12 protein-coding genes are annotated in these 19,611 nt (G+C 71.4%); 3 read left to right on the top strand and 9 right to left on the bottom strand.

The window, feature by feature from the left end:
- The first annotated feature begins 127 nt into the window (after window positions 1–127).
- Window positions 128–889 (top strand): MIP/aquaporin family protein, encoded by a 762-nt coding sequence (locus tag FBY35_RS23445; RefSeq protein ID WP_142215958.1) that lies wholly within the window; start codon window positions 128–130, stop codon window positions 887–889.
- A gap of 46 nt (window positions 890–935) precedes the next feature.
- Window positions 936–2,447 (top strand): glycerol kinase GlpK, encoded by a 1,512-nt coding sequence (glpK, locus tag FBY35_RS23450; RefSeq protein ID WP_142215959.1) that lies wholly within the window; start codon window positions 936–938, stop codon window positions 2,445–2,447.
- A gap of 99 nt (window positions 2,448–2,546) precedes the next feature.
- Here the strand turns inward: glpK and FBY35_RS23455 are convergent, their stop codons facing one another.
- Genes FBY35_RS23455 through FBY35_RS23470 form a run of 4 tightly spaced genes read right to left on the bottom strand, consistent with a single transcriptional unit; the run spans window position 2,547 to window position 6,793 of the window.
- Window positions 2,547–3,152 carry an ATP/GTP-binding protein gene (locus FBY35_RS23455; protein WP_142215960.1) on the bottom strand — a complete coding sequence of 202 codons (606 nt, stop codon included), beginning with the start codon at window positions 3,150–3,152 and terminating at the stop codon, window positions 2,547–2,549.
- A complete protein-coding gene (locus FBY35_RS23460) occupies window positions 3,133–3,546 on the bottom strand; it encodes a DUF742 domain-containing protein (RefSeq protein ID WP_399208717.1) in 414 nt (137 codons plus the stop codon). The genes FBY35_RS23455 and FBY35_RS23460 overlap by 20 nt, the downstream gene beginning before the upstream one ends.
- Window positions 3,546–3,998: a roadblock/LC7 domain-containing protein gene (locus tag FBY35_RS23465; RefSeq protein ID WP_142215962.1), complete on the bottom strand. Its 453-nt coding sequence runs from the start codon at window positions 3,996–3,998 to the stop codon at window positions 3,546–3,548. The genes FBY35_RS23460 and FBY35_RS23465 overlap by 1 nt, the downstream gene beginning before the upstream one ends.
- A complete protein-coding gene (locus tag FBY35_RS23470; RefSeq protein ID WP_142215963.1) occupies window positions 3,995–6,793 on the bottom strand; it encodes a nitrate- and nitrite sensing domain-containing protein in 2,799 nt (932 codons plus the stop codon). The genes FBY35_RS23465 and FBY35_RS23470 overlap by 4 nt, the downstream gene beginning before the upstream one ends.
- Window positions 6,794–7,208: 415 nt before the next feature.
- On the opposite strand from FBY35_RS23470, the gene FBY35_RS23475 reads away from it, so the two are divergent.
- On the top strand, window positions 7,209–7,649 hold the full coding sequence (locus FBY35_RS23475) for a hypothetical protein (protein WP_142215964.1): 441 nt from the start codon (window positions 7,209–7,211) through the stop codon (window positions 7,647–7,649).
- Here the strand turns inward: FBY35_RS23475 and FBY35_RS23480 are convergent.
- The 5 genes from FBY35_RS23480 to FBY35_RS23500 all read right to left on the bottom strand — a co-directional run bounded on the left by FBY35_RS23480 (window position 7,629) and on the right by FBY35_RS23500 (window position 19,610).
- Complete coding sequence (locus FBY35_RS23480; RefSeq protein ID WP_142215965.1) at window positions 7,629–12,380, bottom strand: hypothetical protein; 4,752 nt, start codon at window positions 12,378–12,380, stop codon at window positions 7,629–7,631. The genes FBY35_RS23475 and FBY35_RS23480 overlap by 21 nt on opposite strands.
- A gap of 33 nt (window positions 12,381–12,413) precedes the next feature.
- Window positions 12,414–13,358, bottom strand: a complete 945-nt coding sequence (locus tag FBY35_RS23485) for a hypothetical protein (RefSeq protein ID WP_142215966.1) — start codon at window positions 13,356–13,358, stop codon at window positions 12,414–12,416.
- A 178-nt stretch (window positions 13,359–13,536) separates the two neighbouring features.
- Window positions 13,537–15,072, bottom strand: a complete 1,536-nt coding sequence (locus FBY35_RS23490; RefSeq protein ID WP_142215967.1) for a hypothetical protein — start codon at window positions 15,070–15,072, stop codon at window positions 13,537–13,539.
- Between the two features lie 153 nt (window positions 15,073–15,225).
- Window positions 15,226–18,825, bottom strand: coding sequence for a hydantoinase B/oxoprolinase family protein (locus tag FBY35_RS23495; protein ID WP_142215968.1), 3,600 nt, complete (start codon window positions 18,823–18,825; stop codon window positions 15,226–15,228).
- Window positions 18,822–19,610 carry a glycosyltransferase gene (locus FBY35_RS23500; protein ID WP_142215969.1) on the bottom strand — a complete coding sequence of 263 codons (789 nt, stop codon included), beginning with the start codon at window positions 19,608–19,610 and terminating at the stop codon, window positions 18,822–18,824. Before FBY35_RS23500 ends, FBY35_RS23495 begins: the two co-directional genes overlap by 4 nt.
- Between the last annotated feature and the right edge of the window lies 1 nt (window position 19,611).

Raw genomic sequence — 19,611 nt, forward strand, 5'->3', positions numbered from 1 at the left:
GCTCGTCACGGACGCCGGGCGGGGTCGGGACTCCCCTGTCTCCTGCCCGTACCCATGGCACGCCATGTTGCACGCACCCTGTACGCAGGACCGGGGCCAGGGCCCCGGGCGAAGCCTAGGAGCCGCCATGAGCAATGGAGACATCTTTCTCGGTGAGGTCATCGGCACCGCGATACTCATCCTCTTCGGGGCCGGCGTCTGCGCTGCCGTCACCCTCCATCACTCCAAGGCCAGGGCTTCGGGCTGGGTCGTCATCGCCTTCGGCTGGGGCTTCGGCGTGCTGGCGGGGGCGTACACCGCCGCGCCGCTGTCCGGCGGGCATCTCAATCCCGCAGTGACCCTCGGGGTCGCCGTCGACACCGGGGAGTGGAGCAAGGTCCCGCTCTACTTCCTGGCGCAGATGGTCGGAGCGATCCTCGGCGCCGTGCTCGCCTATCTCGTCTACTTCGCACAGTTCCAGGCCAACGCCGACAAGAAGAACGCCCTTCCCACGCTGGGCATCTTCTCGACCGGCCCGGAGATCCGCAGTCCCGTCGCCAACATGATGACCGAGATCATCGCGACGATCGGCCTCGTGCTGCCGATACTCGCCTTCGGCAGGAACGACGGCATCGGCATCGGCCAGATACCCGGACAGAACGCCGGCATCTACGGCTCCGGCATCTCCATCCTTCTGGTGTCGCTGCTGGTCGTCGGCATCGGTCTGTCACTGGGCGGGCCGACCGGTTACGCCATCAACCCGGCTCGTGACCTCGGACCGCGTATCACCCACGCGCTGCTGCCGATCCCCAACAAGGGCACATCGGACTGGGGTTACGCCTGGGTGCCGGTAGCCGGACCCGCCATCGGCGGGCTGCTGGCCGGCCTCATCTTCAACGCAGCCTTCTAGGCCTTCCAGTACCAGGTCTTCTGGGCCTCATTGACAAGGGGAAGTCATGACGGACAAGTTCGTCGCCGCAATCGACCAGGGCACCACGTCCAGCAGGTGCATCATCTTCAACCAGGACGGCGCCATCGTCGCCGTCGACCAGCGTGAGCACCGTCAGATCTTCCCCAAGCCGGGCTGGGTGGAGCACGACGCCACCGAGATCTGGTCCAAGGTGCAGGCCGTCGTGGCCGGGGCGATCGCCAAAGCCGGCCTGCGTGCCGACCAGCTCAGCGCGCTCGGGATCACCAACCAGCGGGAGACGACGGTCCTGTGGGACCGGGCGACCGGCAAGCCGGTGCACAACGCGATCGTCTGGCAGGACACCCGTACCTCCGCGCTCTGCAACGAATTGGGCGGCACACACGGGCAGGACCGATTCCGCGACACCACCGGGCTCCCCCTCGCCAGCTATTTCTCGGGGCCCAAGGCGGCCTGGCTGCTGGACAATGTGCCCGGGCTGCGCAGCCGGGCGGAGCGCGGCGAGATCGCCTTCGGCACCATCGACTCCTGGCTGATCTGGAACCTCACGGGTGGCACCGAAGGCGGCGTCCATGTCACCGATGTGACCAACGCGTCACGCACGATGCTGATGGATCTGCATACCCTTGAATGGGATCCGGCGATCCTGTCGGTGATGGATGTGCCGCAGGTGATGCTCCCGGAGATCACGTCCTCCGCACAGGTCTACGGGAGCGCTGTCGGCCAGCTTGCGGGTGTGCCGGTGGCTTCCGCCCTGGGCGACCAGCAGGCAGCGATCTTCGGGCAGGCCTGCTACGACACGGGAACGGCCAAGAACACCTATGGCACCGGCAGTTTCCTGCTGCTGAACACCGGCAACCGGCCTGTGCCGTCGAAGAGCGGGTTGATCACGACGCTCGGGTACAAGATCGGCGACGAGGCGCCGGTGTACTGCCTGGAGGGGTCGATCGCGATCACCGGCGCGCTGGTGCAGTGGTTCCGCGACCAGCTCGGCATCATCCGCAGCGCGGACGAGATCGAGACGCTGGCGGCGAGCGTGGACGACAACGGCGGGGCGTATGTCGTGCCCGCCTTCTCGGGACTGTTCGCCCCGTACTGGCGCTCCGACGCGCGCGGTGTCATCACCGGTCTGACGAGGTATGTCACCAAGGCGCATCTGGCGCGCGCGGTGCTGGAGGCGACCAGCTGGCAGACGCGTGAGGTCGTCGACGCGATGTACCAGGACTCCGGGGTGCAGATCACCACTCTCAAGGTGGACGGCGGCATGACCGCCAACAATCTGCTGATGCAGCATCAGGCGGATGTGCTGGGGGTGCCGGTGATCCGGCCGAAGGTGTCCGAGACGACATGTCTCGGTGCCGCCTACGCGGCTGGGCTGGCGACCGGTGTCTGGTCGGACCTCGACGAGCTGAAGGCGCACTGGCGGCGGGACGTGGAGTGGTCGCCGCGGATGGAGGCGCAGGACCGGGAGCGCGAGTACGGCAACTGGCGCAAGGCGGTGGAGCGCAGCTTCGGCTGGCACGAGGAGGACGGGGCCTAGTTACCGGGATCCCGCGGCGGTCCTGACGGTTCCCGCAAGACCCACGGCCCGTACCCCAGTCGGTGGGGGTACGGGCCGTGTCCTGCCGTGACGATCGCGTCAGGTCGTGGCGTGCTCGCGCTGCCGGTCGGCGCGGGTCAGTGCGTGCTCGACCACCGCCACCAGCACCTCCTTGACGGACTCGCGCTCCCGCGCGTCGCACATCAGCAGCGGCACCTCGGGATCGAGGTCGAGCGCCGACCGTACCGTCTCGCCGGGGAAACGCCCCGCCCCTTCGAAGCAGTTGACGGCGACGGTGAACGGAATGCCGCGGCGCTCGAAGTAGTCGATGGCCGCAAAGGAGTCCTCCAGACGGCGCGTGTCGGCGAGGACGACCGCGCCGAGCGCGCCCTGTGCCAGCTCGTCCCAGAGGAACCAGAAGCGGTCCTGGCCCGGTGTGCCGAAGATGTAGAGCACCAGGTCCTCGCGGAGCGTGATGCGCCCGAAGTCCATCGCGACGGTCGTGGTCTTCTTGCTCTCGACGCCCTCGGTGTCGTCGACAGGACGGCCCACCTCGCTCAGCGTCTCCTCGGTGCGCAGCGGTCTGATCTCGCTGACCGCGCCCACCAGTGTGGTCTTGCCGACGCCGAATCCACCCGCGACCAGGAGTTTCAGCGTGACGGGCTCGATGGGCGGCTTTCGGCGGCTAGAGCGCCCGAAGACCATTGATCACCTCGCGGAGAATGCTCACATCCGGCAGCTCGGCCGGCGGAACGGGACGGGTTACGTGCACCAGGGCGTCCTCGACGAGATCGCCGACCAGGACGCGGACCACCCCTACGGGGAGGTCGAGAGTGGCCGCGAGTTCGGCGATCGACTGAGGTATGTCGCCGCAGCGTTCGACGATCTCGACATGCTCCGGCGACAGCAGTTGGTCGCGACCGGGGTCGTCGGCGGCGGCCTCCGGGACGACAAGGGCGATCAGGTCCAGCCGATGACGGGTCGTACTGCTCGTCCGGCCGCGGGTCATGGCGTACGGACGGACCACCGGGCCTGCGTCGGCGTCGAAGAAGTGGTGCGGGTCGGTTGCGTACTGAGCCGATTCACTCATCCCGGCCATCACCCTCCGGCGGTCTGACCGGTCCGTGGGGCGGTGGACAGGTGGACGCCGACCCGCTTGACCATGAGCGTCATTTCGTACGCCACCAGGCCGACGTCGGAGTCCGCGTCGGTGAGCACGGCCAGACAGCTGCCGTCGCCCGCGGCCGTGACGAAGAGGAACGCGTCGTCCAGCTCGACGACGGTCTGGCGCACCCGGCCCGCCTCGAAGTGGCGCCCGACTCCCTTGGCCAGACTGTGGAAACCGGAGGCGACGGCGGCGAGGTGCTCACTGTCCTCGCGGGTGAGATCCCGCGAGGTGCCGGTTGCCAGGCCGTCGCTGGAGAGCACCAGGGCCTTGCGGATGCTGGCGACGCGGTCGACCAGCTCGTCGAGAAGCCAGTTGAGCTCGCCCGCCCCCTGTACGGCCGGTCCGGCCATGGAGTTGATTGCTGCGGCATGTGGTGCGGTCATCGACCGTCCCCCTCAGATGTCGTTCGTGGTGCGGTCTCGCCGGGGCCGGTGGCCTGGTCGGAGTGTTCGGCCTCTTCGGCGTTGTGGCGGCGGCCTCGCTGCCACCCTCGTTGCATGGATGCCATACGGCTGCGTACTTGCTCCGCGTCCCGCTCGACGTCCTCTCCCTCGGCCGGGGCCCACGGCTGCCGGTCGGCGGCGGCCCCCCGCAGCTGGGGGGCGAGGCTGGCCTGGCGCACGCGACGGGGCAGGCCGTCGAGCGACGGCGCCGTTTCGGCGGCGGGATGCGGGGTGGATCGCGGTGAAGACGTAGGAGCAGGACCGGGCGCGGCCGGGGCGGAGGCGGGCCATGGACCGGGGCGCGGCTCGGGAGCCCGGCGGGAGACCGGGTCCTGGCGCGGCTCGGGGACCCGCCACGGCTCGGGAGCGGGCGCGAGCGGCGGCTCGGCGGCGCTCCCGGGCTCGCGGGCCGGAGCCGGGTGGGTGCGGCCCCGCTCGTCCACCCTGCGGCCGTGGTCGGTGATCAGGGTCGGCGGCTTGCGGCGGGGCAGCGGGACGGGGCCGGAGTTCCGTTCGGGCGTCTGGTCCAGCGCCTGCTGGTGCTGCTCCTCGGCCGTCGTGCCCCGGCGGTCGCGGGCAGCGCGGGGCCGGAAGATCCCGCCGCGCTCGCTCTCGGTGTCCTGGATGTCGGCGACGGAGTCCACAGCGCCGCGGACCGCGCGGTCGTCGAGGCCCAACGAGCCGACCGGCGCCTCCAGTTCGACGGGCCCGTCGAGCAGCGGGGAGCTGCCCAGTGGGGTGGGGACCTTGGTGAGCGCGGAGAATTTGCCGTCGGTGCCGCGCCGTCCGGCGGGGCTCTCGCTCTTGCGGTCGAGGCGGAAGCCGGTGCCCTGGGTCTCCGGGGCCTCGGTGAGGAGGGCCGCGGGGATGAAGACGACCGCGGTGGTGCCTCCGTACGGCGAAGGCTGCAGCGAAACCCGGACGTTCTGGCGCTGGGCGAGCCGGCTGACGACGAACAGGCCGAGCCGGTCGGTGTCCGACAGTTCGAACTCGGGGGTCTCCGCGAGCCGCAGGTTGGCGTCGAGCAGCGCCTCGGGCGCCATGCCGAGACCGCGGTCGTGGATTTCGAGGGTGAAGCCGTTGGCGACCCGCTCGCCGTGCACCTGCACCCCGGTGTGCGGGGGTGAGAACACCGTTGCGTTCTCCAGGAGTTCGGCGATCAGGTGGGTGAGGTCGGCGACCGCGGGCCCGCCGACCCCGATCCGCGGAAGCCTGCGCACCTCGATGCGCTCGTAGTCCTCGACCTCGGCGACCGCGGCCCGTACGACGTCCATCAGCTGGATCGGCTTGCGCCACTGGCGGGAGGGGGCCGCGCCGGAGAGGATCACCAGGCCCTCGGCGTGCCTGCGCATACGCGTGGTGAGGTGGTCCAGGCGGAACAGGTCCGCGAGTTCCTCGGTGTCCTCGGTGCGGCGCTCCATGGTGTCGAGGAGCGTGAGCTGGCGGTGCAGCAGAACCTGGTTGCGGCGGGCCAGGTTGACGAAGACGTCGGAGACGCCGCGCCGCATGTCGGCCTGCCGGACGGCGGCCTCGACGGCGGCCCGCTGAAGGGTGTTGAGCGCCTGGCCCGCCTGCCCGATCTCGTCCTTGTCGTATTCGAGTCGCGGCGCCTCGGTCTCGACGTCCACATGCTCACCGGCGGCGAGCCGGCGCATCACGCTGGGCAGCCGTACGCCGGAGACCTCGTGGGCCTCCTTACGGAGGCGGGTGAGGTCGCGTACGAGGTCGCGCCCGATGCGTACGGAGACGATGACGGAAACGAGGAGCGCGAGGAAGCCGAGGACACCGGCGACGCCCGCCTTGACGAAGACGCTGTACGCGGCGGGCTCGACGCGGTCCTCGTAGCGGACGCCCGCCTCCTTGGCCTCTCGGGCGAGGGCGTCGAGGACCGGTGTGGCCGCGGCCTGCCAGCGTGCGGCTTCGGAGGCGTCCGTGTTCTTGGTGGCGCCCACGGTGATCAGGTGCTCTTCGACGTCGCGCAGGGGTGCTGTCTCGGGGCTGCGCCAGTACTGCTCGTAGATCTCCCGCTCGTCGGCGGGCAGTACCTCGAGATTGGTCTCGTAGTACAGCTTGCGGTTCGCGACGAAGTCGGAGAGCGCGCGGATCTCGTGGGCGGTGACCTGGCCCGTGGTGAGCGCGGAGGTGATCAGCGCGTCCTCGCGGGAGAGCATTTCCGTGGCGCGGACGAGACCGACGAGAGCGCGGCCCTGGCGTTCCAGCTCGACGTCGCTGAGGGCGTGGAGCGTCGTCAGGAAGCTGAAGCCGGGATCGATGATGCGGTTGTAGAAGTCGAGCGCCTGATTGCGGGAGATGGTGCCCGTCTCGACCGAGCGCCGCAGGGCGCTCAGTCCGTCGAGGCCCTCGACGAGCGAGCGCAGTTCCTCGCGGGTGTCGGACCGCATGTCGTCGCGGACACCGGCCTTCACCATGTTCGCCGTGATCTTGGCGACGGCCTTGTCGGTGGCCTGGCGCTGACGGCGCAGGGCGGGCAGGGCGTCGGAAGCGCGTTGGTCCGCAAGGTAGATGAGCGTCTGGCGGCGTTCCTTCTGGACGTCGCCGAGAGCGTCCGCCACCGGATATCCGACTTCCTTGACGACGGAGGTGACGTCCAGGAGTTCGCTGGCCTCCCGACCGGTCAGTACGGTGGCGAAGCCCCAGAGGGCGGTCAGGGAGACAAGCGGCACCAGCAACAACGCCACGATCTTCCGGCGGATGGACTTCCCGCGAAAGCGCATGGCCTCCCCCTGCTCAACCCCCGCCCGGTGCGGGTGGTGTTCCGTCAACAAACGGCGCGAGCCTACTACTGTCACACAGACAACTCGAAGGCACGTCCGGACGATTTTCGGCCTACGACAGACGTGTTGATCATGAGTTGTCCTGGTATTCGGGGAGATGACATTCCCGGCGGTGTCGGACCACACCTGGCGGCACGTCAGCTTTCGGACGGCGGGAGATGGCTGGAATTCTTCGCTCCACGGGAATCATCGGGCCTGGTCAATCGTCATTCTGTATGGGGGCACGGGGGTTCGCGGGTACCGCGCGGACATCGCATCCGGTTTCGGTTCCGCGTTCGATGCGGCGGCCGGAGTAAAGCAGCGGAATGCGGGCAGCCACCCTGAAGTCGGACAGAGGTGGGGAGTGACAGGGTCCATGGACACGGACGAGCGTCGCGGCGGGGTCCGGGCGACGAGTTGTGCGGATGTCTCGCGGCAACTCTGGGTGGAGGAGCCGGCGGTCAGACGGCGCATGCCCGATCCGGTCCGTACGGCAGCGGTGCGCGCGGTCATCATCGCGTCGCTGACGATGATTCAGGGAATGATCGCGTTTCTCTGCACGTTGGCCGGGTCGTGGCTGGCCTTTCCGATGGTGTTCAGCAGCGTCGGCAGTACGGTGGTGGCGACCTGGGCGGTGCTGGACGTCTGGGTGACCCGCCAGGTCTGGAACCAGCGCCATGGGGTCGTGTCGGTGCCGAGCAGCACGGCGCGTCAGCTGCGCCGTGAGCGCCGCCGCGCGCGCCGGACGGCGCGAGCGGCACAGCGGCAGCCGGGGCCCAGCGCCCGGCCCCGGTCATCAATCGCCGGACGGGCCTGATGTCCCAGCGGGCTCCGGTGGCGTCGGAGTCCGCTTGAACATGCGCGTCGCGGTGATTTCGCCGTGGACTCTCTCACCCGAGGGGTCCTGTTGCGGCAGGCCCGGGCGCAGATGCTCCTCGACACTGATGTACTTCAGGCCCGCGCGCAGATCCGCGTCATTGCGCAGCCGGATGACCAGCGGGAATTCTGCAAGAGCCGTGGTGTCGAAGAGCCCTGTCGTATAGAGCAGTTGGACACCGAGCGCATCGGAGACCGCCCGCTGGAGTTCCAGCAGATACGTCGCATTGGCCCGGCCGATCGGATTGTCCAGGAAGAGCGTGCCGGCGTGCCGGTGCTTGTCCCGGCCGCGGTCGTTGCTGCGCAGCGCGGCCATCGTGCAGTAGAGAGCGATAGCTGCGGTGAGCAGCTGGCCGCCCGAGAAGACGTCGCCCATCTGCCCCACCGGGACCCGTTCGGCACGCAGCACGGCGTCCGGCTTGAGGATCTCGACGGCGACGCCCTTGGGCTGAAGCGCCGCCTGAACACCGCGCAGCAGCAGGGACATTCCGTCCCTGCGGCCCTCTCCGTAGGCCGCGGCCGAGTTCTTCTTCACTGCCGCACGGGTCGCCTCGTCGATGACGCCGCCGAGCCGCTCGGCGAGTGTCGCCTGGTCGGGCTCCTCGAAGCGGATCCGCAGGAACTCCTGTCCGGACCATTCGCCGAGGCCTTCGGGAAGCCGGGAGAGCCGCTGCGCCGAGCGGAGCGTCGTCAGGGCGGAGTCCACCAGACCGCGCAGCCGGTCGACGATGGTGTCGCGGTTGCGCTCCAGCTGCTCCAGCTCGTCGGTCAGGACGCGCAGCCGCGGCGCGAACGCCTCCGCCCACTTGGCCGCGTGCTCGGGCAGCGCGGCGGCGGGGAGTTCCCGGATCTGCTGGCGCGCGGGAGTGCGTACCTGCTCGTACCGGGTGGAGTTGGCGTGCCGTACGAGAATGTCGCTCGCTTCCCGCACGGCCGCCTCGGCGGCGGACAGATCGGTGGCGCAGCCGCGCAGCGAGCGCCGGGCCTCAGCGGCGGAGTGCCGGGCCTCCTCCAGGCTTCCGGGGTACGGCTCGGGCGCGTCCGGCGACTCGTCGTCGTGCTGTTCCCGCAAGAGGTCCCGCAGAAGTGCGGCGGTCTCGTCGAAGCCGCCGGCCGCGTCCTCTGCTGCCCGGTGGGCCTGGAGCAGGGCGGCGTGCGCGGCCCTGGCCGTCTCCAACGCGTCGCTGCACGAAGCCAGTTCGGCGGTCGCCGTGCGCAGCAGGGCCTGCGCCCGCTCGGCGTCGGCCGGGACCAGATCGTCCGGGAGCCCGGTGTGCGACTCGCCGTCGGCCGGGGCCAGCCGCTCTGCCTCGCCGCGCAGGCGGCCCAGCTTTTCGCTGGCTTCCGAGGCGCGCGACTCCAGCATTTGTACGAGCGACTCGGCGCGGGCGGCCGCCGCCTGGCGGGAGGGGCCGTCGGCGCCGTCCGTGCCCTCCAGGAGCTGGGCGGCGCGGGTGCGGACCTTGTTGGTGAGCCGGTCGAGTTCCGCCACGGCGGCGCTCTCGTCGCTTTCCGCGCGGGCCTGCTCGGCGCGCAGGTCGGCGCCCACGCCCACCTTCTCGTACAGCTGGGAGGCGGCGCGGTAGGCCTCGCGCAGGGCGGGCAGCGCGGCGCGCGGGGCGTCCTCGCCGGGCTCCGGCAGATTCTCGGGAGCGCCGGCGATCTCGGCCCGCTCGGCACGCAGCGCGCGGGCGGTGCGGCGTGCGTCGTCTCCGGCGCGCTGGGCGGCGCGGCGGTCCTCGTCGGCGGCCTTGGCCCGCTCCAGACAGGTCGTGGCCCGGGCCTCGGACTCGGCCGCGTCGTCGGCCAGTTCGCGCAGTTTCACCTGCCAGCCCGCGCGCTCACGCAGCCGGAACGCCAGGCCCGCGAGTGCGTCGGCGGCACGCCGGGCGCGCTGGGCCGTCTCCTGGCGCTCGTCGCGCACGCGGGCGGCGTCGGCGGCCGCCTCGTCCGCCTCGGCACGAGCGGTACGGGCTTCGGCGAGCGCCTCCTGCGCCTCCTCGGCGGCCGCGCGGGCGCTCTGCGCGCCCTGAGCGAGTTCGGCGAGCATGCCGGGCGGGCAGTCCGCGCGCCACGAGCCGAGCCGGGCGGCGATCGAACGGTCCCCCGCGAGCCGGGCCGCGAGCGCTCGGATCTCCTCGTCCCGCGCGCTCGCCCGGGTCCGCAGGGCCCGGCGCTCCTCGTCGGCCGCGTGTTCGTCGTGCATGGCCGGGTTCGGCGGTACGAGGAACACGTCCCCGTCGCCGCTGACACCGGTGCCGGGGCCGGGCACGGGTGCGAGCAGCGCGGCCGCTGTTCCGACCGCGACGGCCGAGCGCGGCAACAGCGCGGCCCCGGTGAGGACATCGCGTGCCCGGGCGTGAGACGCGGGGTCGGTGATCACCACGCCGTCGACCAGCTCGGGCCGCGCGGCGAGGACCGCAGAGTGGTCGGCGGGGTCGACGGCCTGCGCGAGATAGCGCCAGCCGGGCAGGGCGGGGACGCCGTGCTCGCCGAGGTACTCGACGGTCGCGAGGACGTCGGGCCCCGGCGGCAGCAGCCCGCCGTCACCGAGCGCGCCCAGGATGCGGGCGTCGTCGGCGGCGGCGGTTCGCAGATCGAAGAGCTGCCGCTCGGCCGAGGCGACGTGCTGGTCGAGCAGCTCGCGCAGCTCGTCGGCATAGCCGTCCAACTCCTCGGCGGCGAGAGGTCCTTGGGTGGTGCCTCCTCCGTATGCCGGGTCGGACTCGTTGTGCGACGAGTCCTCGGCGGTGCGGGCCGGGGCGGGATCCGTGGCCGCGTCGGGGCCGGCGCCGCGCCGCGGTGAAGGCACCGCCGCGTGCACCGTCGGCGGCAGGCTCAGCAGCTCCGCCAGGCGTTCGTCCTGAGCGATCGACTCCGCGGCACGGAGCTCCGCCTCGTAGGCGTTCTCCGTCGCCAGTGCCGCGTCAGATGCGCGGGCCGCCGCGAGTTCGGCGCGGGCCTCGGCCGCGGCTGCGTCCCTCGCACGGTCCGCGGTCGTGCGGCCGGCCTCGCGGGCCGCGTCCCATGCCGCGACCGCCGTCTTCTCCGCGTCACTGGCGGCCAGCGCGGCGCGCGCCGGGTCGGCGTCGGGTGCGGTGTCGTCGAGCCAGCCCGCCCGTACCGCCTCGGCCGTCTCCTGCTCGACCTCGCTCAGCCGCTGCCGCAGATGGCCGATCTCGCTGCGGGCGCGCTGCGCCTCGGTGGCTGCGGCCGTCGCATCGCGGTGGGCGGCCTCGCCCGCCTCCTGGAGCGCCGCGGAACGTTCCTCCTGCTCGTTGGCCAGTCGCTCACCGTCCTCCGCGGCCGAGTGCAGGGCGCGGACGAGATCGGCGGCGGCCCCGGCGCGGGCGGCGAGTGCCGGGGCCGCGTCCCGTTCGGCCTCGCGGATGGCCGCGGCGACGCGCGCGGAACGGTCGGAGGCGGCGCGATGGCGCAGTACGGCCTCCGCCGCCTGCCAGGCGGCGTGCAGGGTGCGCGCATCTGTCAGTTCGCGGCGCTGGGCCGCGGCGCTCTTCTCGGCGACCGTCAGCGCCAGCGAGGCGTGCCGGTAGGCGAGTTCGGCGGCGATCAGCGAACTGCGGCTGCGCGCCTGCTCGGCCTCGGTGACGGTGTGGGCGGCTGAGGTGACCTGCTGGGCGAGCTCGGCGGTACGCCCCCGTTCCCCGGCCGCGCGTGCCGAGAGCCTGCAGGCAAGCGTACGCGTACGGCGTTCGGCGCCCGCATGGATGTCCCGCGCCCTGGTCCGCGCCTCGGCCGCCTCGACGATCCGGCCGAGCAGATCGGCCGAACCTGCTGTGAAGTCGCGTTCCGCGGTCAGTTCGGCGCGGCGGCCGAGCTTGTTGCCGAAGCTGCTGACGAGGTCGGCCAGTCCGTCGGTGTCACGTGTGTCGGTGACGGCACGCAGCAGCAGATCGGTGAAGTCGGAGTCCTTCTTGACGGCGAAAAGGCCCGCTGCCTCGCCCTCGTCGGCGTTCATCTCCCGCTGGTAGCGGAACAGTTCGGGGTCGAGTCCCACATCGCCGAGGTGTTCGTTCCAGCGGTCGTGGATCTCCTCCCAGTAGACGTCGAGGTGCGGATATACCTTGCCCGCCTCGGTGATGGCGTCCCGGAAGCCCTTCATGGTGCGACGACGGCCCTGCGCGCCGGACGCGCCCTCGACCGGCGGACGGACTGCGGTGGACTCGGCGACGGGCAGCGAGTCGAGGCTGAGCCCGGGTCCCGGCCGAAACGAGTACCAGGCTTCCGCGAACTTCCGCGGGTCGCCCGAGACCTGACGGCCGCGCCACTCGCTGACCTTGCCGACCACGACGAGTTCGCCCGTGAGCGTGTGCTGCCACTCCAGGGCGACATGTCCGCAGTCGTCGGCGAGGAGGAACTTGCGCAGGACGCCGGAGCTGGCGCCGCCGAGGGTGTTGCGGTGGCCGGGCAGCATCACCGAGAAGATCAGCTTGAGCAGTACGGACTTGCCGCCGCCGTTCTCCAGGAAGAGCACGCCCGCGGGGGCGGGGCGGCGCGGCGGGCCGACCGGCTCCTCCTCGAAGAACTCCGCCTGCGCGGGGGCGGGATGAGGCACGGGCTCGCCCACTCCGCGCAGGTCCAGCACGGTGTCGGCATAGCGGGCACCGGCGGGCCCGATGGAGTAGAGGCGTACCCGGGACAGCTCGTACATGGCGGCGGACTCTCGTAAGTGGCAGGTGGGGGATCAGGCGTGGAAGGGCAGGCCGGCGTCGGCGGCCAGCTCCAGGTCGTCCGCGTCGGGGGGCGGCAGGAGCGTGGCGCTGCCGTCGCCGACCGCTACGACGCCGAGTTCGAGCAGTTCGGCCATGGCCGCGCTCCCGGCCATGTCGCGCACCTGCAACTGGTAGCGGGCGGTGGTGCGGTACGCGCCTCCGCCGTCGTCGCCGGTCCGCTGGAGGAAGCCGGAGTCGGTGAGGAACGCGACCGCCTTGCCGACGATGCCGGTGGTGGATCCGGCGAGGCGGCGGGCGTCCTTGGTGGCGCCGGTGGCGCTGCGCCGTGCGTAGATCCGCCAGGCCGCCTCCAGGCCGGGTGCGCCGGTGGCCGGGTCGGTGTTCTCGCCCTGTTCGTCGGCACGCTCCTCCAGGCGGCGGCAGGCCTGGCGTACGAAGGAGTCGACGCCGTTGACGGTCAGACGGCCGATGTAGGCGTCGTCGGCGAGGTCCTCGGGGCGGGGGAACGCCATGGCGGCGACGGCGAGATGAGCCAGGCCGTGCAGGAACCGGTCCGCGGATTCGGCGGAGGCGCGGCGGGCGTAGTCGCCCATGCGGACGGCGAAGACGGAGTCCTCACCGGCGGCGACGGCCATCCCCGCGCGCGGGGAGACTTCGAGGACGACGAGGCCGAGGCCCGTGGCGACGGCGTCGGCGAGCCGGGCGAAGGCAGGGTCTTCGCGGTAGCGGCGCAGGAGTTCGGCGTACTCGGCGTCGCGGGCGGGAAGCAGTTTGGGCTGCAGCCCGAAGGAGACGAGGCGGGCGGCATCGGCGGCGTCGGCGGGCGTGACGGGGGTGGCGTTGGCGGTGGCCGGCACGGGCGATGCGGCCGCCGTCTCGGCCGGGCCGGTCAGGCCGTTCGGGCCGGCCGGGTCGCGGTCGCTCCACGCGGTGGCCGGTGCGTGGTCGTCACTCACTGGAGGGTGCTCCTTGCTGCGGAATGCGGGTGTACGGGTGCGGTGCGCCTGCGGCGGGCTTTGGTCCCGCCCCGCCATCCCCCTACGGCCGGGCGGCCGTGGGATGCACCCCCATCCCGCTGTGACATTGTGCGGCTCCGCCGCGTGGGGGCTCCGCCCGGCGCCCCGGTCAGCGCGCTCACGCCGCCTCCGTGCGGGCCGCCGTCATGCCCGCCGCGTCCAGCAGCGCCGTGCCCACGATCAGGTCCGCGCCGCCGAATTCGGGGTCGTCCAGTTCGGTGCCGTCGTCGACGGCGAACAGGAGCCGTTCCTCGCCCTGGCGGTAGGCCGTGCCGACCGGGGGACTTGCCGCGTGGATGGCCAGCAGGGCGACCAGATACGGCAGTTCCGGGTCGCGGCGGCGTGCCTCGGCGAGCAGGCCGGACAGGCGGCGCGGCGCGTCGTGTTCCAGGTCGAGCAGTTCCATCGCGGACGCCAGTTGCTCCTCGCTGAAGCGGCTGTCGTCGGGCGTGGCGATCAAGTCGGGCTCGGGCATCTCCACGCCCAGGTGTTCGCGCTCCGCCGGCGGTGTGAGGAGCATGTCGACCAGATCGCCGACCCGTACGGACGACGGCGTGCGCAGCCCTGTCCCACGGGCGAAGAACGCGTCGGTGACACGGATCGCCGCCTCGGCGGGGAGGGGGAGCAGCGGGGCGAGAAGCTGTCCGTACAGATCGAGTCCGGTCCGCGCGGTGGGGCGGGCGAAGGCCTGGCGGTCCTGTTCGGCGCGGAACAGCGGGCCCGCCTCAAGGAGCCGGGACTGCAGCTGGGTGTGGCGGCGGATGCAGTCCTTGACTATGTCGACGAGCTCGGCGGCGCGGCGCTTGTGCTCGGGGTCCTCGGCCTCGTCGCGCGCCTTGCGGATGTTCGTCAGGATCGCGTTCTCGTGGCGGTAGCGGTCGGCGACATGGTCGAGCGCCTCGGCGATCATGTCGGGCACGGCGTTGAGCCAGTCGACGGCGCGCACATTGCGCCGGGTGGCTTCCAGGGTCCTGCGCAACGTCTCGGCGTACTGCACGGTCCGGTATCGGGCCTGTTCGGCCGCGAGCTGGGCGTCGGCGAGCCTGCCCCGGCTGATCAGTACCTCCAGCTTCACCTCGGCTGCGATCTGGGCGCTGGTGACATCCGTGTCGAGCGCGCCGACCAGGACGTTGACCGCTTCGTCGGTCGTACGGAGATAGACGCTGCCGCCGTGTCCCGGCACTTCCTCGATGAGCTTGAAGTCGTAGTCACGGCGGGTGTAGACGCCGTCTGGGCCGAAGGTGCCGTAGACCGCACGGAAGCCGCGGTCCACGCTGCCCACGTTGATCAGGTTCTCCAGCACCCAGCGCGCAACCCGCTCGTGTTCGGCGGCCGGGCGCCCCGGGGCCTGGGCCGCGACGCGCGGCAGGAGCCTGGCCACTATCTGGTCGTGGTCCGCTCCGGTGTCGAAGTCCATGTTGAGCGTGACGAGGTCGATGGCGGCGAGGGCGACCTCCGCCATCGCGTACACGGTGTACTCGCCCGCGAGATTCGCCTTTCGGGTGTCGAGGTCGTGCAGCGGCGCGGTGCACGCGAGCGCGCGCAGCCGCCGCGCCAGCCCTTCGTCGGCGGCCGGGCCCTGCGCGGGCCGCGGCCCCGCGCTGAGCTGGGGCGGAACGAATTCCGTCGAGGCAGTCGAGACAGGCGAAGTCACGCTGCACAGATTAGGTCCTCGCACTGACAACGGTCGAAACGGCGCAGAAGCGACCGTCTGGCTACGCTCCGTCCACGTACCCGTCCGTGTCTTCGTTACCCGTCATCGTCCCCGTCCTCATCGGCGCGAGACCGATTCGTCCCGGTTCGCTGACTACGGTCCGGGGGTGCCGTATCCCCCGCCGCCCGGGGTGTCCATCACGAGCACGTCCCCGGGGCCGACATCCACGGAATCGACTCCCCGCAGCTGCGTCACGCCGCCGTCCGCCCGCTCCACCCGGTTCGCCCCGAGCGCGCCTGCCATGCCGCCCGCCATGCCGTACGGCGGGACACGGCGATGCCCGGTGAGCAGGGCCACCGTCATCGGCTCCAGGAAGCGGATCCTGCGGACCACGCCGCGTCCGCCGTTCCAGCGTCCTCGCCCGCCGCTGCCCTCCCGCACGGCGAAGGCGTCCACACGCACCGGGTAGCGCCACTCCAGCACTTCGGGGTCGGTGAGGCGCGAGTTGGTCATATGGGTCTGGACGGCATCCGCCCCGTCGAAGCCGTCGCCCGCGCCGGAGCCGCTGGCCACCGTCTCGTAGTACTGCACGCGGTCGTTGCCGAAGGTCAGATTGTTCATGGTGCCCGAGCCCTCGGCCTGGACACCGAGCGCGGCGTACAGCGCGCCGGTGACGGCCTGCGAGGTCTCCACATTGCCGGCGACGGTCGCCGCGGGGTGGGCGGGAGCGAGCATCGAGCCGTCCGGCACGCGCACCTCCAGCGGCTCCAGACTTCCGCTGTTGAGGGGGATGTCCTCGGCCACCAGGGTGCGGAACACATACAGCACCGCCGCCATCACGACAGAAGTGGGCGCGTTGAAATTCCCCGGCTGCTGCGGCGATGTGCCCGTGAAGTCGATGACGGCGCTGCGCGACTCGCGGTCCACGCGCAGGGCCACCTGGATGACGGCGCCGTTGTCGGTCTCGTAGCGGTACTCGCCGTCGCTGAGATCGGCGACGATCCGGCGCACCGACTCCTCGGCGTTGTCCCGCACATGCCGCATATAGGCCTGGACCACGTCGAGCCCGAACTCGTCGACCATACGGCGCAGTTCGGCGATGCCCTTCTCGTTGGCGGCGATCTGGGCGCGCAGGTCGGCGAGATTGGTGTCGGGTGCGCGGGACGGATATGCCGCGGTGGTCAGCAGTTCCCGTGTCTCGGCCTCGCGCAGCCGCCCTTCCCGCACCAGAAGCCAGTTGTCGAAGAGCACGCCCTCCTCGTCGATGGTCCTGCTGAAGGCGGGCATGGAGCCGGGGGTGATGCCACCGATCTCGGCGTGGTGCCCGCGCGAGGCCACCAGGAAGCGCAGCACATCGCCGTCGAACACGGGCGTCACAACGGTCACATCAGGCAGATGCGTGCCGCCGTGGTAGGGGTCGTTGATCGCGTACACATCGCCCGGTCGCATGCCGCTCCCGCCCTTGTTGCGGCGCAGCACCTCCTTGATGGATTCGCCCATCGAGCCGAGATGGACGGGGATGTGGGGCGCGTTGGCGACCAGATTGCCGTGTTCGTCGAACAGGGCGCACGAGAAGTCGAGCCGTTCCTTGATGTTGACGGAGTGAGCGGTGTTCTCCAGCCGTACGCCCATCTGCTCGGCGACGGCCATGAAGAGGTTGTTGAAGACCTCCAGGAGGACCGGGTCCACATCCGTGCCGACGGCGGTCCTGCCGGGGCGTGGGCGTACGCGCGTCAGCAGCAGCTGTCCGTTCTCGGCGGCGGCACGCCAACCGGGGTCGACCACAGTGGTGGCATCGGCTTCCGCGATGATCGCGGGCCCTTCGACGGTATCGCCCGAGCGCAGATCCCCGCGCCGGTACAGGGGCGTTTCGCGCTGCTCGCCGTCCACGAACATCGGCACCGTGGCGCGCGGGGCGAAATCGCCGCCGCCCTCGGTCTCGTCGACGACGTACGCACCGTACTCACCCGCCGTGCCCACGGCTTCGACCGAGACCGCCTCGATGACCAGTGGCTTGTCCATGGTGAACGCGTAACGCGCGTGGTGGGTGCTCTCGAATGCCTCCTTCATGGCGGCGTGGGTGTCCAGTGGCACGGGCAGACTCGCGTCCGTGCCCGCGTAACGGAGCAGCACGCGCGCGTGGGTGCTGATCGCGTCGTCCGGAATGTTGTCGGCGCGCAGTTCGGCGCGGGTGCGGGCAACGAGTTCGTCGCAGAGTGTCCGTACGCGGGTGACCGCTCTCTCGTCCAGCTCGGCCTCCACCGACTGTTCGCGCATGGCGGTCGCGTCGGCGAGACCGATGCCGTACGCGGAGAGCACTCCGGCCAGCGGCGGCACGAGCACGGTGTTGACGCCCAGGGCGTCGGCAACCGCGCAGGCGTGCTGGCCACCGGCGCCGCCGAAGGAGGTGAGGGCGTAGCGGGTGATGTCGTGGCCGCGCTGTACGGAGATCTTCTTGACCGCGTTCGCCATGTTGAGGACGGCGATCTCCAGGAAACCGGCAGCGACTTCTTCGGGGGTGCGTTTGATGCCGCTCTCCTTGTGCACCTGAGCGGCGAGTGCGGCGAAACGCTCGCGCACGGTGTCGGCGTCCAGGGGCTGGTCGCCGCCGGGGCCGAAGACCGCGGGGAAGTGTTCGGGCTGGATGCGGCCGAGCATCACATTGGCGTCGGTGACGGTGAGGGGGCCGCCGCGGCGGTAGCAGGCGGGGCCGGGTACGGCGCCCGCGGAGTCGGGGCCGACGCGGTAACGGCGGCCGTCGAAGTGGAGAACGGAACCGCCGCCGGCCGCGACGGTGTGGATGTTCATCATGGGCGCTCGCATGCGGACGCCCGCGACCTGGGTGCCGAGCTCCCGCTCGAACTCGCCGGCGTAGTGCGACACGTCGGTGGATGTGCCGCCCATGTCGAAGCCGATGACCCGGCCGAATCCCGCCTGCTCGGAGGTGCGGGCCATGCCGACGACGCCGCCGGCCGGTCCCGACAGCACGGCGTCCTTGCCACGGAAGCCGGCCGCTTCCCGCAAGCCGCCGTTGGACTGCATGAACATCAGGCGGATGCCGCCCAGTTCGGCCGCGACCTCGTCGACGTACCGCCTCAGGATCGGTGACAGATAGGCGTCCACGACCGTGGTGTCGCCGCGCGGTACGAGTTTGATCAGCGGGCTGACCTCGTGTGAGGAGCTGACCTGGGTGAAGCCGAGGTCACGGGCGGCTTCCGCGATCCGGCTCTCGTGCGCGGGGTGACGGTAGCCGTGCAGCAGGACGACGGCGGCGCTGAGGAAGCCGTCGGCGCGGGCCTGCCTCAACTGCTCCGTGACGGCTGCCAGATCGAGCGGCCGGACGGTCTCGCCGTGCGCGTCGAGGCGTTCGGGGACCTCGATGACGCGCTGGTACACCGCCTCGGGCAGCACGATCCGGCGGTCGAAGAGTCGGGGCCGGTTCTGGTAGGCGATGCGCAGGGCGTCCCGGAAACCCTCGGTGATGACGAGGACGGTCGGCTCGCCCCGGCGCTCCAGCAGGGCGTTGGTGGCCACGGTGGTGCCCATCTTCACGCTGTCGACCCGCTCGGCCGGGACGGGCTCGTCCGGGCCGACGCCGAGCAGCAGCCGGATACCGGCGACGGCCGCGTCCCGGTACCGCTCCGGGTTGTGCGAGAGCAGTTTCCGGGTCACGAGCCGTCCGTCGGGGCGTTTGCCCACAATGTCCGTGAAGGTGCCGCCACGGTCGATCCAGAACTCCCAGCGCCCTGTCATTCCCCCATTCTGGCAAGGGGAACGTCCGGGGACACGGCGGCGAGTGCGGCCGAAAGCGCGTGTTCGGCACTGCGGTCGAGCCGATCGCTGGTGCCGCGGGCCCAATGGCGCACCTCCGCACCGGCCAGCCGCATCAGCTGCGGCAGCAGATCGGTGCAGCGGCGCGCCACCCAGGCGGTCCCCGCCGTGGCGAGCCACAGCGCGGCCGCGGCCCGGCTCGGCGGGGCCTGCTCGGGGTCGCTGCCGGGCGCGGTTCCGCGGGCCAGACCGCGCTCGGTGAGCAGCTCGTGGAAACGCCGCGCGATCATCCGGTGCCCGCGCTCGCCCGCGAGCGTACGGTCGGCCGCGGTGTGGACGGTTCGGATGCGCCGCCAGGCGGCGCCCTCCCCGGCGCCCACATAGGTGCGTGCGTATCCGGCGAGGTCGGTCTGGTAGACGGCGACGGCCGGGAGGTCGAGCCGTGCCGCGGCCGCCATGCCCCGCACACCGAGGACGAAGGGGCTGGCCAGGTGGACGAGGTCGGCCCGGTGGGCGGCGATGGTCGCGGCGACGCGGCGGCTGGGGAGGGCCACCCGTACTTGGGGATATCCGGGCAGGGGCAGGGAGGGGACGCGCACCACGGGGCAGGGTGCGGTTGTGCCGGAGTCGTCGGCCCCGGCGACGGCCGGGGCTATGACGAGCGGGTCATGACCGCGCGCGGCGAGGTGCCGGGCGGTCTGCAGGGCGCAGTGCGCCACACCATTGACGTCTGGCGGAAAGGATTCGGTGACGATGACGACTCGCATA

The organism is Streptomyces sp. SLBN-118 (genome assembly GCF_006715635.1).
In the GTDB taxonomy this organism is placed as follows: domain Bacteria; phylum Actinomycetota; class Actinomycetes; order Streptomycetales; family Streptomycetaceae; genus Streptomyces.